14 protein-coding genes are annotated in these 14,178 nt (G+C 69.4%); 8 read left to right on the top strand and 6 right to left on the bottom strand.

Annotation, left to right across the window (positions count from 1 at the left end; all coding sequences use genetic code 11):
* Nucleotides 1-6: 6 nt before the first annotated feature.
* The 4 genes from GA0116996_RS13025 to GA0116996_RS13010 form a co-directional block, all read right to left on the bottom strand.
* Nucleotides 7-912 carry an acetaldehyde dehydrogenase (acetylating) gene (locus GA0116996_RS13025; RefSeq protein ID WP_092311822.1) on the bottom strand — a complete coding sequence of 302 codons (906 nt, stop codon included), beginning with the start codon at nucleotides 910-912 and terminating at the stop codon, nucleotides 7-9.
* 27 nt (nucleotides 913-939) lie between these two features.
* Nucleotides 940-1,722 carry a 2-oxopent-4-enoate hydratase gene (dmpE, locus tag GA0116996_RS13020; protein WP_092311819.1) on the bottom strand — a complete coding sequence of 261 codons (783 nt, stop codon included), beginning with the start codon at nucleotides 1,720-1,722 and terminating at the stop codon, nucleotides 940-942.
* A 57-nt stretch (nucleotides 1,723-1,779) separates the two neighbouring features.
* Nucleotides 1,780-3,351 (bottom strand): DUF1302 domain-containing protein, encoded by a 1,572-nt coding sequence (locus GA0116996_RS13015; protein ID WP_092311816.1) that lies wholly within the window; start codon nucleotides 3,349-3,351, stop codon nucleotides 1,780-1,782.
* A gap of 170 nt (nucleotides 3,352-3,521) precedes the next feature.
* Nucleotides 3,522-4,319, bottom strand: a complete 798-nt coding sequence (locus tag GA0116996_RS13010) for an SDR family oxidoreductase (protein ID WP_092311813.1) — start codon at nucleotides 4,317-4,319, stop codon at nucleotides 3,522-3,524.
* A 127-nt stretch (nucleotides 4,320-4,446) separates the two neighbouring features.
* On the opposite strand from GA0116996_RS13010, the gene GA0116996_RS13005 reads away from it, so the two are divergent.
* The 5 genes from GA0116996_RS13005 (at nucleotide 4,447) to GA0116996_RS12985 (ending at nucleotide 7,527) form a co-directional block, all read left to right on the top strand.
* Nucleotides 4,447-5,331 (top strand): alpha/beta fold hydrolase, encoded by an 885-nt coding sequence (locus GA0116996_RS13005; RefSeq protein ID WP_092311810.1) that lies wholly within the window; start codon nucleotides 4,447-4,449, stop codon nucleotides 5,329-5,331.
* Between the two features lie 37 nt (nucleotides 5,332-5,368).
* Nucleotides 5,369-6,154, top strand: a complete 786-nt coding sequence (locus GA0116996_RS13000) for an SDR family NAD(P)-dependent oxidoreductase (RefSeq protein WP_092311807.1) — start codon at nucleotides 5,369-5,371, stop codon at nucleotides 6,152-6,154.
* A gap of 22 nt (nucleotides 6,155-6,176) precedes the next feature.
* Complete coding sequence (locus GA0116996_RS12995) at nucleotides 6,177-6,575, top strand: nuclear transport factor 2 family protein (protein WP_092311804.1); 399 nt, start codon at nucleotides 6,177-6,179, stop codon at nucleotides 6,573-6,575.
* Between the two features lie 13 nt (nucleotides 6,576-6,588).
* Nucleotides 6,589-7,224, top strand: a complete 636-nt coding sequence (locus GA0116996_RS12990; RefSeq protein ID WP_092311801.1) for a TetR/AcrR family transcriptional regulator — start codon at nucleotides 6,589-6,591, stop codon at nucleotides 7,222-7,224.
* Between the two features lie 87 nt (nucleotides 7,225-7,311).
* Nucleotides 7,312-7,527 carry a hypothetical protein gene (locus GA0116996_RS12985; RefSeq protein WP_092311799.1) on the top strand — a complete coding sequence of 72 codons (216 nt, stop codon included), beginning with the start codon at nucleotides 7,312-7,314 and terminating at the stop codon, nucleotides 7,525-7,527.
* A gap of 51 nt (nucleotides 7,528-7,578) precedes the next feature.
* Here the strand turns inward: GA0116996_RS12985 and GA0116996_RS12980 are convergent, their stop codons facing one another.
* Nucleotides 7,579-8,058 (bottom strand): SRPBCC domain-containing protein, encoded by a 480-nt coding sequence (locus GA0116996_RS12980; RefSeq protein ID WP_092312305.1) that lies wholly within the window; start codon nucleotides 8,056-8,058, stop codon nucleotides 7,579-7,581.
* Between the two features lie 639 nt (nucleotides 8,059-8,697).
* Nucleotides 8,698-9,807 carry an alkene reductase gene (locus tag GA0116996_RS12975; protein ID WP_092311796.1) on the bottom strand — a complete coding sequence of 370 codons (1,110 nt, stop codon included), beginning with the start codon at nucleotides 9,805-9,807 and terminating at the stop codon, nucleotides 8,698-8,700.
* A gap of 353 nt (nucleotides 9,808-10,160) precedes the next feature.
* Between GA0116996_RS12975 and GA0116996_RS12970 the strand changes: the two genes are divergently transcribed.
* The 3 genes from GA0116996_RS12970 to GA0116996_RS12960 all read left to right on the top strand — a co-directional run bounded on the left by GA0116996_RS12970 (nucleotide 10,161) and on the right by GA0116996_RS12960 (nucleotide 14,172).
* On the top strand, nucleotides 10,161-11,429 hold the full coding sequence (locus tag GA0116996_RS12970; RefSeq protein WP_092311793.1) for a hypothetical protein: 1,269 nt from the start codon (nucleotides 10,161-10,163) through the stop codon (nucleotides 11,427-11,429).
* A gap of 344 nt (nucleotides 11,430-11,773) precedes the next feature.
* The gene (locus GA0116996_RS12965; RefSeq protein WP_092311790.1) at nucleotides 11,774-12,727 is read left to right on the top strand and encodes a hypothetical protein; all 954 of its coding nucleotides are present in this window, start codon (nucleotides 11,774-11,776) and stop codon (nucleotides 12,725-12,727) included.
* A 50-nt stretch (nucleotides 12,728-12,777) separates the two neighbouring features.
* A complete protein-coding gene (locus GA0116996_RS12960; protein WP_092311787.1) occupies nucleotides 12,778-14,172 on the top strand; it encodes a hypothetical protein in 1,395 nt (464 codons plus the stop codon).
* Nucleotides 14,173-14,178 lie beyond the last annotated feature (6 nt).

Below are 14,178 nucleotides of genomic sequence, written 5' to 3'. Positions count from 1 at the left end.
GGCTCCTCAGGCAGTGGCGATTTCAGGGCTGCCGGCGCGCATGGCGGCGGCGATGCATTCGGCGGTGCGGGCGGCCGAGGCGGTCATGATGTCGAGGTTGCCGGCATATTTCGGCAGGTAGTCGCCCAGGCCCTCGACCTCGAGGAAGATCGAGACGCGCTTGCCGTCGAACACGGGGCCGTTCTTCAGCGTGTAGCCGGGCACGTACTTGCGCACCTCGGCGATCATGTCGCGCACCGACGCGGTGATCGCGGCAACGTCGGGCGCGTCTTCGGTCAGGCAGTGGATGGTGTCGCGCATGATCAGCGGCGGCTCGGCCGGGTTGATCACGATGATCGCCTTGCCTTGGCGCGCGCCGCCGACGGCCTCGATCGCGCCCGCGGTGGTGCGCGTGAACTCGTCGATATTGCGGCGCGTGCCGGGCCCGACCGAGCGCGACGACACCGTCGCCACGATCTCGCCATACGCCACCGGCTGCACGCGCGACACCGCATAGACCATCGGGATGGTGGCCTGCCCGCCGCAGGTGACCATGTTGACGTTCATCTCGTTGCTGCCGATATGGGCCTCGAGGTTGACCGGCGGCACGCAGAACGGCCCGATCGCCGCCGGCGTCAGGTCGATCACGCGCACGCCGCGGGCCGTGAGCCTGGCCGAATGCTCGGCGTGGACGTAGGCCGAGGTGGCATCGAAGGCGATGCGGATATCGTCGGCCTCCAGGTGCGGCAGCAGGCCGTCGATGCCGTCGCTGGTGGTCTTCAGTCCCAGTTCGCGCGCACGCGCCAGGCCTTCGGAGGTCGGCTCCACGCCGACCATCCAGACCGGTTCCAGGATGTCGCTGCGGCGCAGCTTGTAGAGCAGGTCGGTGCCGATATTGCCGGGACCGATCAGGGCGCATCGGATCTTCTTCATGGGGTCTCGCGTTGCAGGGTCAGACAGTCAGGAGAACACGGCGGCACAGCCGCCGATGCCGGTGATATGCATGGACAGGCGGTCGCCCGCCTGCACGGGAATCAGCGCCGCCAGCGAGCCCGACAGGATGGTCTCGCCGGCCAGCAGGGGAATGCCGTAGCTGCCGAGGGTGTTGGCCAGCCACGCCACCGCGTCGGCGGGGTGGCCCAGCGCGGCGCTGCCCAGGCCGGTGGCGACGCACTCGCCGTTCTTGTCGAGCGTTATCGCGCAGGCGGCCAGGTCCAGCGCATGCGGGCTGACGCGCTCGTCGCCGAGCACATAGACGCCGCAGGAGGCGTTGTCGGCCACCGTGTCCTCGATGCGGATGCGCCAGTCGCGGATGCGCGAATCGACGATCTCGAAGCAGGCCGCCACCGCCTCGGTGGCGTCGAGCACGTCGTCGCGCGTCACGACCGGGCCGCGCAGGTCGCGCCGCAGGAAGAAGGCGATCTCGCCCTCGGCGCGCGGCTGGATCAGCGACGCGGTCGGGATGGGCTGTCCGGCGGCGTAGTGCATGCTCTGCAGCAAAATGCCGAAGTCGGGCTGGTGCACGTCCAGCATCTGCTGCACGGCGGCGCTGGTCACGCCGATCTTCTTGCCGGTGACGCGGTCGCCGGCCGCCAGCCGGTGGGCGACAAAGCCCTGCTGGATGCGGTAGGCAGCGCTGATATCCAGCGCCAGGCCGCGGCCGCTGAGCGGCGGCACCGGCGTGCGCGTGACCAGCGCCTGGTGGAGTTCGTTGCTGAGCGTGGTGATCAGGTCGGCATTCATGACAGGAAAAAGGAGCGGTCCGCGCGGCCATGCGGGCGGCGCGGACCGGGACGAGGGTCAGAACGAGTACTTGGCGTTGAAGGCCACGTAGTCGCGGTCGGCCAGCGGGCGGTTGACGATGTTGGCGCCGCCGATGAACGCGGCGTAGGTCAGGTTGAGCTCCAGGTTGTTCAGGTACTTGAAGGTCAGCCCGACGCTGGCGCGCTTGTCGCCATAGCCCATCAGCGTGCCGAAGGCACCGGCCACCGCCGACCTGCCGCTGAACTGCTGCGCGTAGGTCAGCGGCACGGTGACGTCCCAGCCGTCGAACACGTTGTTGTAGGTGAGCGACCAGCCCACCTGGAACGCCGCCGAGTTGCGCGTGTTCGACAGCTTGCTGAAGCCCATCACCGGATCCACGTCCAGCACATGCAGGTACGACACTTCGCCCAGCAGCGACTGCGAGCCGGCCAGGAAGGTCGGCCCCACCGAATAGATCGCCGACAGCTGGCCCTGCAGCGCCTTGCCGCGCGAGGCGGTGGGGGAGCCGGCCACGTCCACCAGCATCGGCACGCCGTCCTTGTAGCTGACTTCACCGGCGACGTTGGCGCCCAGCAGCTGCGTCGAGAAGCTCGCGCCGGTCAGGTTGATGCCGCCGTAGAACTTCTGCTGGTACTGCAGCGTGGGGAACAGCGAGGTGACCACGCTCGGGTTCTTGTCGTGGTAGCGCAGCTGATAGATCCCGATCTCGGTGTCCTCGAACACGCGGAAGCGGGCGCCCACGCCCCACTGGCCCCAGTCGGACGGGCGGATATCCGGGGCGCGCGGGATATTGAAGCCGGGCCCGATGATGAACTCGGCGCCGGGACCGACCACGTCGGTGGTGCTGAAATAGCTGCCCGGGGCGAACATCTGGTTCGGCTTGTAGGTGAACTGGTAATACCCCATCACGCTGAACGACGGCGTCACCTGCAGCTGCAGCGACGCCTGCGGCACCGGCAGCAGGATGTCCTTGACCTCGGCGCCGGGCACGAAGGCCTTGGTGGCATCGGCGGGGCCCTGCGCGCCGGCAATATTGGCGAAGAACAGGCTTTCGCCCCAGGCCACCACCTGGTTGCCCAGCTTGAAGCTCAGCTGCGTGCCGCCGATCGGGGTGGCGCCGTAGACGTAGGCGTCGAGCAGCTGCGCGCGGTGCTCGTGGTAGTCGCGCGCGGAGCTGGTGAACTGGTTGAACGGGCCGCTGTGGTTGACCGTGAACGGCGCGTTGTTGGAGTTGGTGCCGCTGTAGGCCCAGTCATAGAACACGCTGCCGCGCAGCAGTACGCCAAAGGCGTTGCGCTTGAGATGGGCTTCGCCCAGCAGCGAAACGCGGTTGGCGATCATGTCGCCGCGCTTGAAGTTGCGGTCGCCGTCGTCGCCGTTGATATTGGCCGGGCTCAGCAGCGCGTCGCTCTGGCGGCCGGTGCGCAGCGCCGCGCCGTAGGAAGCGGTGACGCTGTAATCGAGCGTGGTGTCGTTGCCGAGGTCGATGGTGTCGCCGGCTTGCGCGGGCTGCGCAAGCAGCGCGGCCAGCGCCGTCAGGGCCGCTGCCGCGGCGATGGGCCGCAGCCGGTTGCGGCGCTGCTGTGGCCCGCGTGGTGGTTGGTGCATGGTGGTCTCCCCGTGGAATCGGTGTTGGTTCATTGCCTGGCACTTCGATCGGCGCTCGCCTGGACGAGAAGCGTAGAGAGGGGGAGCCACGCACAAATCGGCAGAACGGACTAGGCGGTTTCCCTACGGGCAGCGGCTCAGGTGCGGCTCAGGTGCGGCTCAGGTGCGACTCAGTCGCGATTGACCGAGGCCGCGTCGAGAAACGCCGGCCGCTCGCCGCCGCCATCGATCACGAGATTGGCGCCGCTCACGTACGAGGCCTGCGGCGATGCCAGGAACAGGCAGGCGTCGGCGATGTCGTCCGGCAGCGCCAGCCGGCCCAGCGGCACCGTCGCCGCCATGTTGCGCAACGCCGCGGGGTCGCCGTAGTGCTGCTGCTGCGAGGTATCGGTCAGCACCATGCCCGGGCTGACCGCGGCCACGCGCACGCGCGGCGCCCATTCCACCGCGAGCGTGCGCACCGCGTTGAGGATGCCGGCCTTGGCGGCGCCGTAGGCGGCGGTGCCGGGCGATGGGCGCAGCGCACTGACGCTGCCGACGAACAGCTGGGTGCCGCCGCCGGCCTGTTGCTGCATGCGCGCATTGCAGCGCTGGGCCAGCTGCAGCGGCGCCACCAGGTTGAGCCGGATCACCGACTCGAGCAGCCGCGGCGAGGCCTCCGCCACCAGCGCGAACGGCGCGCCGCCGGCGTTGTGGACCACCACGTCCAGCGTCGGGCTGGCCTGCGCGATCTGCGCCAGCATGGCGTCGGCCTGTTCCAGGTCGCGGATGTCCGCGGCAATGAAGCGGGCGCTGCGGCCGTTTGCGGCCGGCAGTTCGCTGTCGTCGGCGGGCGCGGTGCGGCCGCACACGAACACCTGCGCGCCGGCGCGCAGGAAGGCCTCGCTGATGGCGCGGCCGATGCCGCGCATGCCGCCGGTGACCAGCACGGTCTGGCCGGTGTAATCGAATGCTGCGAATCCTGTCATGGGCTTGCCCCGTTTTGCATGGAGCGCCCATCGTAGGAGAAGTGGCGCGGCGGCTCGTAGTCCGAATGAACGATGCCCGGGGCGGTGGCGCTGCGCAAGATGCTGGCAAACCAAGGGAGACGCCCTCATGTCCGCTACCTCGCAGCACACGTCCTCGACACCCCCCGCCTCGCTCCGCCCCAACCTGCCGGTGGGCCGCTTCATCACCACCGCCAAGGGCCTGCGCCTGCACTGCCTGGATGCCGGCGCCGGCGAGCCGGTGGTCTTTATCCACGGCAGCGGGCCGGGCGCGAGCGGGCACAGCAACTTTCGCCACAACGTGCCGGCGTTTGCCGCGGCGGGTTTCCGCACCGTGGTGGTGGACCTGCCGGGCTACGGGCTGTCGTCCAAGCCGGACGATGTCGAATACACGCTGGACTTCTTCGTCGCCGCGCTGCGCGAGCAGCTGCTGGCGCTGGAACTGCCGCGCTGCGTGCTGGTGGGCAATTCGCTGGGCGGCGCCATCGCGCTGCAGTACGCGCTGGATTACCCCGAGCATGTCAGCCGCCTGGTGATGATGGCGCCCGGCGGCGTGGAAGAGCGCGAGACCTATTTCGAGATGCCAGGCATCCAGCGCATGGTGTCGCTGTTCACCGGCGGCCACATGAACCCCGACACCATGCGCCAGTTGCTGCAATTGCTGGTGCACGACGCCAGCCTGGTCACCGACGCGCTGGTCGACGAGCGCATGGCGGTATGCCGCGAGCAGCCGCGCGAGGTGCTGGCGACGATGAAGGTGCCCAACCTGACCGCGCGGCTGGGCGAGATCCGCTGCCCGGTGCTGGGCTTCTGGGGCACCGAGGACCGGTTCAATCCCGCCTCGGGGGCCACGAAGTTCCTGAGCGGCTGCGCCGATGCGCGCTTTGTCATGATCAACCGCTGCGGCCACTGGGTGATGGTCGAGCACGCGGCGTACTTCAACCGCGAATGCCTGGGCTTCCTGGCCGACACCGCCCCGGGCGGGGCGGCATAATTGCCTCCGCCCAATAGATCAATACCAAGGAGACATCATGGATTACCCGTATGACCTGTTCGGCCTGCGTGGCAAGGTGGCGGCCATCACCGGTGCCGCGCGCGGCATCGGCGCCGAGACCGCGCGCATGCTCGCCGCCGCTGGTGCCCAGGTGGCCGTGCTCGACGTGCTGGAAGCAGACGGCAAGGCCACGGCCGAAGCGATCTGCGCGGCCGGCGGCGAGGCCGCATTCTGGAAGCTCGACGTCACCCGCGAAGACGAGGTGGCGCGCGTGTTCACCGAGATCGCCGAGCGCTTCGGCGGGCTCGGCATCCTGGTGAACAACGCCGGCATCGAAGGGCCCAATGCGCCCACCCATGAGCTGGCGCTGGAGCAATGGCAGCAGGTGATGGCGGTGAACGTGACCGGCACCTTCCTGTGCACCAAGCACGCCATTGCGCACATGGAGCGCGCCGGCGGCGGCGCCATCGTCAACGTGTCGTCGATGTACGGCATCGCCGGCGGGCCGGACGTGCCGCCTTATCACGCGTCGAAGGCGGCGGTGCGGATGATGGCCAAGACCGATGCGCTGCTGTACGCCGGCAAGAACATCCGCGCCAATTCGATCCATCCCGGCTTTATCCGCACGCCGATGCTGGAACACGTGGCCCAGGCCTCGGGGCAGGGCGAGGGGCTGTTCCACTACCTGGGCGGCCTTACGCCCGCGGGCAAGGTGGGGCAGCCGCGCGACATCGCGGCGGGCATCCTGTACCTGGTGTCCGACGCGGGGCGCTACGTCACCGGCGCCGAGCTGGTGATCGACGGCGGCTACACCGCACGCTGAAACCCACCACCAGGAGCATGCCATGTCCCAGGGACCCAATCCCCATCCCGACAGCGCCGCGATGAAGGCGACACTGCTCGCCTACGTGGAGCGCTTCAATGCCGGCGACGCGCAGGGCGTTGCCGCGCTCTATGCCGACGACGCCACCGTGGAAGACCCGGTCGGCGCGCAGCCCATCGCCGGCAAGCCCGCGATCCTGGCGTTCTACCAGCACGCCACCGCGCTGGGTGCGCGGCTGGAGGTGGTGGCGCCGCCGCGCGGCTCGCACGGCAACGCCGCCGCGCTGACCTTCGCCGTGCATGCGCGCCTGGAAGGGCGGCCGGCGCGCATCGACGTGACCGACATCATGAGCTTCGGCGACGACGGCCGCATCCGCAGCATGCGCGCCCACTGGGGGCCGGACGACGTCCATTTCGTGTAAGCGCGCCGCGCCGATGGCCCGCCACACCCGCGAGGATGCCGCCGTTACGCGCGCGCGTATCCTCGCCAGCGCGCAGCAGCTGATCCGCCACCGCGGCCTGCACTGCGTCACCGTCGACGACGTGGCGCGCGCCATCGGCATGACGCGCGGCGCCGTCTACGGGCACTTCCGTTCCCGCGCCGAACTGCTGGGCGCGCTGCTGTCCTGCGCCGAAGCCGACTTCGCCGCGCGGCTTGCACCGCTGGCGCAGGGTGGCGCCGCGCCGGAGGCATTGGCGCAGGCGTTGCAGGCCTTCCTGCACGGCGACGAACTGGCGCGCCATGTCAGCCTGATTGCCGCACTGTTGCAGCACAAGTGCGGCGAAGCCTGCGAACTGTGCCCGCTGCGCGAGCGCGTGCTGCGCGGCGTCGAATCGCTGCGCGTCACCTTCGCCATGCTGTTGCCAAGCCCGGATCTGGCCGGCCTGCTGCTGGCGCACCTGTGGGGCCTGCTGGGCGCGCATGCAATGCACCTGGCGCCCGCCGGGCTGTCCGGCAGCGCCGCGGCGCTGGCCCGGCTGTACCAGCACCATGCGGTGCTGCCCGCCGCGCGCGCTTCTTGTCGATCCCACGCCACTTCCGACCCCGCGCCGATGCGGGATACCCCTTAGTCTGCTCGGACGAAGAGGTCCGGCCCGCCGCTGACTACGATGCTCTCAATAGCCCGGATAAAAGCAGGGCAAGCGGAGGAGACAGCGATGAAGCGGCTCGGATTGCGTTGGGCGGCATGCCTGGTCGGGGCTGGCGCCGCCATGGGCGTGGCCTGGGGGCTGGCGGTGGATGCCAGCCAGGAGGAACGGCCCGCGGTGACGCTGCCGGCCGCGGCAGCTGCGCTGGAGCGCTGCGACGACGCCTGCGTGCGCAGTCGCGGCGCGGCGGCGCTGGTGGTGCTTAGCCAGCGTCCTCCCCAGTAACGCAATGCGTATCGACCGGCCCGGGCCCCGGGCCGGTCACGTGCCGCCTGCTCAGTTGCGGCTGGCCTGCCGCTGCGCCTGCAGCGCTTCCGCGCGCGCCTTGACGTCGCGTGCCACCTGGTCGAAACCCTGCTTCACCCAGGCGCCGTGCTCGCGCATGATGGTCTCGGCGTTCAGGCCCAGGAACAGGTCGGTGGTGAAGTAGCGGGTGCGTCCCGGGCCGATCGCTTCCAGGTACTGGTCGCGCCGCGCGGCGTCCTTGTTCTCGTCGGTCGGGCGCTGCTCCCACGACAGCAGCTGCTCCGGTTCCCACGCCACCAGGTACTCGTTGACCGGGATCACCTGCTCGGTGCCGGGAATGCGCACCTGCATGTGCACCATGTCGCCGAGCCGCCCGGTGGTTTCCAGCCCGGGACAGAACGTATTCCATTCGCCGTAGCGCGCAAAGTCGGTCAGCACTTCCCACACCAGCGCTACCGGCGCATCGATCTCTACCCGGATCGACGTCACCAGATTCTCGGCCTTGGCCATGGTCTCCTCCTTCATCAAAGTCATTGGGAAGGGAAACACTAGAGCCACCCGCCGGCGCTCCGCATACCCCGAACGGACGAGTCCGGGTGGACGAAGGCGTCGCCATCGCGGTGATGCAAATTGAGCCTCGGCCCCGCGCTCGCGCTGTCCGGCGGCGGCGATGCGCGGCGGGGCCGCATTCTCCATCTGCTGTGAGCTTGGTGCCGGCCATCGGCGATGGCCGGCTTTTTTTTGGGGGTTCTTCGTCGAATTCCGGGGGATGATGTGGATGCGCAGGGATTGATGGGGTCGACTTCGTTGATGCGCCGGCCCTCACCCCCGCCCCTCTCCCGCAAGCGGGAGAGGGGAGAAAACATGCGGGAGCGAAAGTCCTTGGCATCGCCAGCACAAACGCGTGCGAGCGCAGCGACGCACTCCGTGCCAGAGCAGTAGAGCTGAGATAGGGAGCGCGCGCAGCGCAGCCGAAGGCGTCCCACCAATTGCGTGATAAGCAGGCGGCCACCGACCTAAAGTCGGGTTCGTCCATCCGCCCCCGAACGCCAGGCACCTCCAGGTAGCGTCAGCAGTGTCGAACCAAATCAACCTCGTTACCCCACCCCTACCAACCTCCCCTCCAAGGCTTCAGCCGTGACCTCCCGATCAGGCCGCGGCGCGGCCGTCGTAGGTGGGATAGTCGGTGTAGCCCTCGGCACCGCCGCCGTAGTGGAGCGCGCGGATCGACGCGGCCAGCGGCCAGTCGTTCCGCAGCCGTGCGACGAGGTCAGGATTGGCGATGAACGGCTCACCGAATGCCGCCATGTCGATGACGCCATCGGCGATAAATGCCTCGGCACGCGCGCGCGTCATGCCACCCGCAAGGATCAGCACGCCCTTGAAGCGGCGGCGGAATTTGGCGAGGAAATCGTCCGGCATGGCCGAGCTGCCGCGCGTGCTCTGGTCCATCAGGTGGACGTACGCAATCTTCCGCCGCGAGAGTTCATCAGCCAGATGGAGGTAGGTGTCCTCGAGTTCGGCATAGTTGCCCATGTCGCCGAGGCCGCCATAGGGAGACAGCCGGATGGCGGTGCGATGCGCACCGATGCGCGCCACCACCGCATCGATGGCGGCCAGTGCGAAACGGGTGCGGCTTGCCAGCGTGTCGCCGCGGAATTCATCGGTGCGGTCGTTCACGGTCGGGTTCAGGAACTGTTCGATCAGGTAACCATTGGCGCCATGCAGCTCGACCCCGTCAAAGCCGGCCTCGACCGCATTGGCCGCCGCTTCGGCAAAATCGGCGATCACTCCATAGACCTCCCCGGTGGTCAGTGCACGGGGGGCGGAGGCATCGACCGCACCCGGCGTGCCGTCGGCGGTATAGCCCCAGGCCTTGGTGTCTTTCGCGACCTGGCCGGTGGCACTTACCGGCTGGATGCCGCCGGGCTGGATCGACACATGGCTGACGCGGCCGACATGCCAGAGCTGGGTGAAGATGGTGCCGCCCTTCGCATGGACGGCGTCCGTGACCTTGCGCCAGCCCTGCACCTGCTGCGGGGTGTAAAGGCCGGGGTTGAACAGGAAGCCCTGCGCGCTGGGAGAGATCACGGTACCTTCGGTCACGATCAGTCCGGCGTCGGCGCGTTGGCTGTAATAGAGCGCGTTGAGGTCGTTGGGCACCCCGTCCGGGTTGCGGGAACGGGTCAGCGGTGCCATGGCGATCCGGTTGGCGAGCTGGCGCCCGCCCAGGGTGAAGGGCTTGAACAGCAGAGTCATTTGAGGACCTCGATCAGAAAGGGCACTGCCATCGGCTGCGTGGCCGCGGGGTGCCGGGCGTGCTTCGATGGACCGCAGTTTGCGCGGTTTATATTTGTTGAGTAAGCCTTGTATCGGTCAAATACTTTTGAGCCTGTTTCAAGAATAAGAGCCTCGCCAGGAGAGCCGGAGAGGGGCAATGGCGGTACCGGCGGGCCCGCGCCCATCGCCGGCAGTGTTTCATCCCGGACACATACCTCGGTCATCCATCGAGCCGATATTCCATTCCATTTCCGCCAACTAGATTGGGTGCATCGATGGCGCCTTCGCTGCCGTCGACCTTTACGACCGCAGAGTCCGAGGAAGGGGAGCCCATGAAAAACGCCCACATCAAGCTGGCCGCCGTGCCATTCGCCTGCCTTGTCATCACGCTCGCCGGCTGCGGCGGTGGCGGAGGGGGCGAACCGGCCTCCACCAGCGCTACCGCCAGCCCGGGCACTTCACCTGGCACCTCGCCAGGCACGTCGCCCGCCAACCCGGCACCGGCCGCGCCTTCGTCGCCCGCGCCGGCCGCTGCGACCAGCAGTGCGATGCTGTCCGGCACCACCGATCCGGGGCCGGAGATCGGCAAGGACGGGGACTACTACCTGAACACCGTGACGTGGATGATGTTCGGGCCCAAGGCCAATGGCGTGTGGCCTGCCGGGGTTTCGCTGGCGGGTCCCGGCGGCAACACCGGTGCGGCGGGGAGCACCATCCTGTCCGGCTCGGTCGATCCGACCGACAGCGTCGGCAACAACGGCGATTACTACATCAACACCTCGACCTCGACGCTGTTCGGTCCCAAGGCGAACGGCACCTGGCCCGCCGGCGTGCCGCTCGGCAACGCCACCGGCACGCCGCCACCCAGCGGCGGCACGGTGCTGTCGGGAACCGGCGCGCCGGCGAACAGCCTCGGCAACAATGGCGACTACTACCTCGACACCAGCACCTGGACGCTGTACGGGCCGAAGGCAGACGGCGTATGGCCGGCAGGGGTCTCGCTGGTCAGCCAGCCAGGCGGCAGCGGCGGCACGGGCGGCACCGGTGGCACCACGGTCGGCAATGGCGGCCATGTCCTGTACGGCAGCGGCGCACCGACCGACGACATCGGCGTGGACGGCGACTTCTATTTCGACACCACCACGTGGACGATGTACGGTCCCAAGCAGGGCGGCAAGTGGCCAACCACGGGTGTGACCATGGCCAACGGCACCGTCTACAACGGCAACTTCAACGTGCCGGATACGCTCAGCCGCGGCCGCTATGCCATGACCGGCGCCGGCGGGGCGGTAGCGTTGCCGTCGGACTTCGGGGTGGTGATCCCCTACGATTGCACCCGCGTCGCGCTTACGGCGAGCACGCTGGGCAAGGTGCAGGGCACGCTCGACATCTCGGTGTACAAGGTGACCGGTGCCGGCGCTTCGGTCGTGCTCGCACCGGTCAGCGACCTGAGCTGCAAGATCACCAATGGCCAGCAGCACTGCAGCAAGGAGGTGCAGGCCGGGGCGGTCACCCATGGCGACAAGCTGCAGGTACAGGTAGACAACAACCAGGCCACCGACTGGGGCGGCCTTGCCGTGAACCTCGCCTGCATCAAGTAGGCGGAACCGGCGGCGGGGGCATGGTCTCCTGCCGTCATCTCCTGCGCAGACAGCAGGCGGCGTGAAGCCGGTGACGGCGTGGGCAGGTCGCGCCACGCCGCATCGGAAGTCCACGCCGGTCCTGCCTTCCAGCCTGCGCCCGGGCAGCGAAGCGCGCTTCGCCTGATCCCGCACCCCAGGCCGGCCCCGCGCGAAGCGCGGTTCGCCGCCGGCCGCCGGGGACTTTCCCAATATCTCGCCTTTTCAGGGACTTAGCCCTTCTGTGCGGGCTGGCACGCCGCGTGCACAAGGTGGGCACGCGAGTTCCGCTGCGGCTCGCCAACCTAACCTGAAAGGAGCTGCAAATGCACGATATCGGGACTTCCAGGCCGGGCGGTTGGGGCACCGGCTACAACGAGCTCGAACAGGAGCTGGCCTCGGAGCTGATGGAGGCTGGCGAGCTGGGCCAGGAACTCGGCGGCATGGCGACGGAGTTCGAGGGTGAATTCGAGGGCGAGGGGGAATTCGAGAACGAGTTCGAGCAAGAGGTGTCCGGCGAGATGCAGGAGATGGAACTCGCGGCCGAGCTGCTGGCCGTCAACAGCGAGCAGGAAATGGAGCAGTTCCTGGGCGGCCTGGTGCGTTCGGTGGGGCGCGCCGCCAGCAGCTTTGCCAGGTCATCGGCGGGCAAGGCGCTGGGCGGCATCCTGCGTTCGGCGGCCAAGGCGGCGCTGCCGGTGGTCGGCAGCGCGCTCGGCAACCTGGTGGTGCCCGGCGCGGGCGGCGCGATCGGCGGCAAGCTGGCCAGCATGGCCGGCAGCGCGCTCGGCCTCGAACTGGAGGGCCTGAGCAACGAGGACCGCGAGTTCGAGGTGGCGCGCCGCGTGGTCCGCATCGGCCAGCAGGCGACCCGCAACCTGCTGACCATGCCGCGCAACGTGCCGCCGTCGCGCGCCGCGCGCGCGGCGTTCCTGCAGGCCGCGCGCCAGGTTGCGCCGGGGCTGCTGCCCGCCATGCGCACGATTTCGCAGAACGGCGTGGCGGCGGCACGGCAGATCGGCACGCCGCCGATCTTCGGGCCCGCGGCCAGCGGCGCCGCGGCGCAGCCGGTCGCCAGCCTGGCCGCGGCGGTGCGCGCCCCCGGCTCGGGCTATGGGGGCTATGCCAACGGTGGCGCGGGGTCGTGCCCGTCGTGCGGCAACGGGGCCGCGCAAGGCGGCCTGGGCGCGGCGGCGCTGCCGATGGGCGGGCAGTGGCGGCGCTCGCGCAACGGGCGCGCACTGATCCTGTACCTGGCACCGCAACGGCCGATGTTCTGAGCCGCACCCGTCTACTTCGATACTCGCGCTACGACTCCGAGGCCGCCGTCATGAACGCTTGCGCCCACGCCCTGCGGTTGCTGGAACAGGAGGTGCTCGGCATCCGCGCCCGCCTGGACGCGCAGCTGCCCTACGCGCTGCAGATGCCGATGGTCCCCGCCGCCAATATCAGCGACGAGGCCATGGGCGCCATCGAGCGCCACATGCAGGCGGCGCGGCACCAGCTGCGCCGGCGCATCGGGCGCTTTCTCGGCGCGCTGCGCGCCGCGCGGCCCGAGCCTGGCGCGGTGGCGCGCGCGCAGCGGCGCTACGCCATGCTCAAGCTGTATTTCCACGCCGCGCTGACGCATTTCGAGATCTTTGCCGAAGTGCTGACGCAACGCAGCCAGCATGGCACCGGCGTCTGGCTGGCGGGACTGGACGTGGCTGCGCGCGACGGACTGCGCCAGCCCGGCGTGGCCATCGACCTGCCGCAGGTGATCTGCTATGTCGAGCGCGGCCATGGCGGCGCGATCCGGCGGGCGCGCACGCGCTTGCCCGGTGGCGGCGCCAATCCGGTGGCCGTGATCCGCATGCCGCGCGAACGCATGGTCGGTACCGGCCTGGCGGCGTCCCTGTTCCACGAGGTGGGGCACCAGGCGGCCGCGCTGCTGGACCTGGCCAATGCGTACCGCCGTGCCGCCGCCGGCGATGGCCAGCGAGGGCTGCGGCTGGTGTCCGGCGGCACCGGCGCGATGCCAGCGCCAACTCCGGGCGCGACGGCGCCGCCGCAGGCCTGGCGCGCCTGGGAGCGCTGGATCAGCGAGATCGTCGCCGATTTGTGGGCGGTGTCGCGGGTGGGCATCACCGCCACGTGCGGGCTGATGAGCGTGGTCAGCCTGCCGCGCGCCTTCGTGCTGCGCATCAACCTCGACGATCCGCATCCGGCGCCGTGGATACGCGTGAAGCTGTCGGTGGCGATGGGGCGGGCGTTGTATCCGCATCCGCAATGGGATGCGCTCGAGCAGGTGTGGGAACGGCTCTATCCGCGCTGGCAGATGAGCGCCGCGCAACGGCGCGCGTTCGCGCAGCTGGACCAGTCGATCCCGGCGTTCGTGGCCAGGCTGCTGGCGTTGCGTGCGCCGCGGCTGGGCGGGCGCACGCTGGGCCAGGCGCTGCGGCTGCCCGGCCGCGATCCCGCCAGCCTGTTGCGGCTCTGGCGCCTGGTGCGGTCGCGCCCGCACCAGTACCTGGCCGATACCCCGACGCTGGCGTTCGCGGTGCTGGGGCAGGCCCGCTACAGCGGCCTGCTGGCGCCAGACGTCGAGCTGCGCACCATCTCGGCCTTGCTGCAGCGCTGGGCACTGGCCGGCTATCTGCCCTGGAGCGCCGGCAGCGCGCAGCTGAGCGAGGCGCTCAACCAACGACGGCAGCCGCTGCGCATGCCGGTCGCGGCCTACGCGTGATTTGCT

This window comes from Cupriavidus alkaliphilus (assembly GCF_900094595.1).
Lineage (GTDB): Bacteria > Pseudomonadota > Gammaproteobacteria > Burkholderiales > Burkholderiaceae > Cupriavidus > Cupriavidus alkaliphilus.
The sequence above is the reverse complement of the archived record's forward strand: the minus strand, read 5'-3'. Positions and strand labels throughout refer to the sequence as shown.

Bases quoted from the DNA above. Each gene is read 5' to 3' on its own strand.
- GA0116996_RS12985 (WP_092311799.1), top strand. From the start codon at position 7,312: ATGAAGCGGCTCGGATTGCGTTGGGCGGCATGCCTGGTCGGGGCTGGC.
- GA0116996_RS13015 (WP_092311816.1), bottom strand. From the start codon at position 3,351: ATGCACCAACCACCACGCGGGCCACAGCAGCGCCGCAACCGGCTGCGG.
- GA0116996_RS12995 (WP_092311804.1), top strand. From the start codon at position 6,177: ATGTCCCAGGGACCCAATCCCCATCCCGACAGCGCCGCGATGAAGGCG.
- GA0116996_RS13000 (WP_092311807.1), top strand. From the start codon at position 5,369: ATGGATTACCCGTATGACCTGTTCGGCCTGCGTGGCAAGGTGGCGGCC.
- GA0116996_RS12965 (WP_092311790.1), top strand. From the start codon at position 11,774: ATGCACGATATCGGGACTTCCAGGCCGGGCGGTTGGGGCACCGGCTAC.
- GA0116996_RS12975 (WP_092311796.1), bottom strand. From the start codon at position 9,807: ATGACTCTGCTGTTCAAGCCCTTCACCCTGGGCGGGCGCCAGCTCGCC.
- dmpE (WP_092311819.1), bottom strand. From the start codon at position 1,722: ATGAATGCCGACCTGATCACCACGCTCAGCAACGAACTCCACCAGGCG.
- GA0116996_RS12980 (WP_092312305.1), bottom strand. From the start codon at position 8,058: ATGGCCAAGGCCGAGAATCTGGTGACGTCGATCCGGGTAGAGATCGAT.
- GA0116996_RS13005 (WP_092311810.1), top strand. From the start codon at position 4,447: ATGTCCGCTACCTCGCAGCACACGTCCTCGACACCCCCCGCCTCGCTC.
- GA0116996_RS12960 (WP_092311787.1), top strand. From the start codon at position 12,778: ATGAACGCTTGCGCCCACGCCCTGCGGTTGCTGGAACAGGAGGTGCTC.
- GA0116996_RS13010 (WP_092311813.1), bottom strand. From the start codon at position 4,319: ATGACAGGATTCGCAGCATTCGATTACACCGGCCAGACCGTGCTGGTC.
- GA0116996_RS12970 (WP_092311793.1), top strand. From the start codon at position 10,161: ATGAAAAACGCCCACATCAAGCTGGCCGCCGTGCCATTCGCCTGCCTT.
- GA0116996_RS12990 (WP_092311801.1), top strand. From the start codon at position 6,589: ATGGCCCGCCACACCCGCGAGGATGCCGCCGTTACGCGCGCGCGTATC.
- GA0116996_RS13025 (WP_092311822.1), bottom strand. From the start codon at position 912: ATGAAGAAGATCCGATGCGCCCTGATCGGTCCCGGCAATATCGGCACC.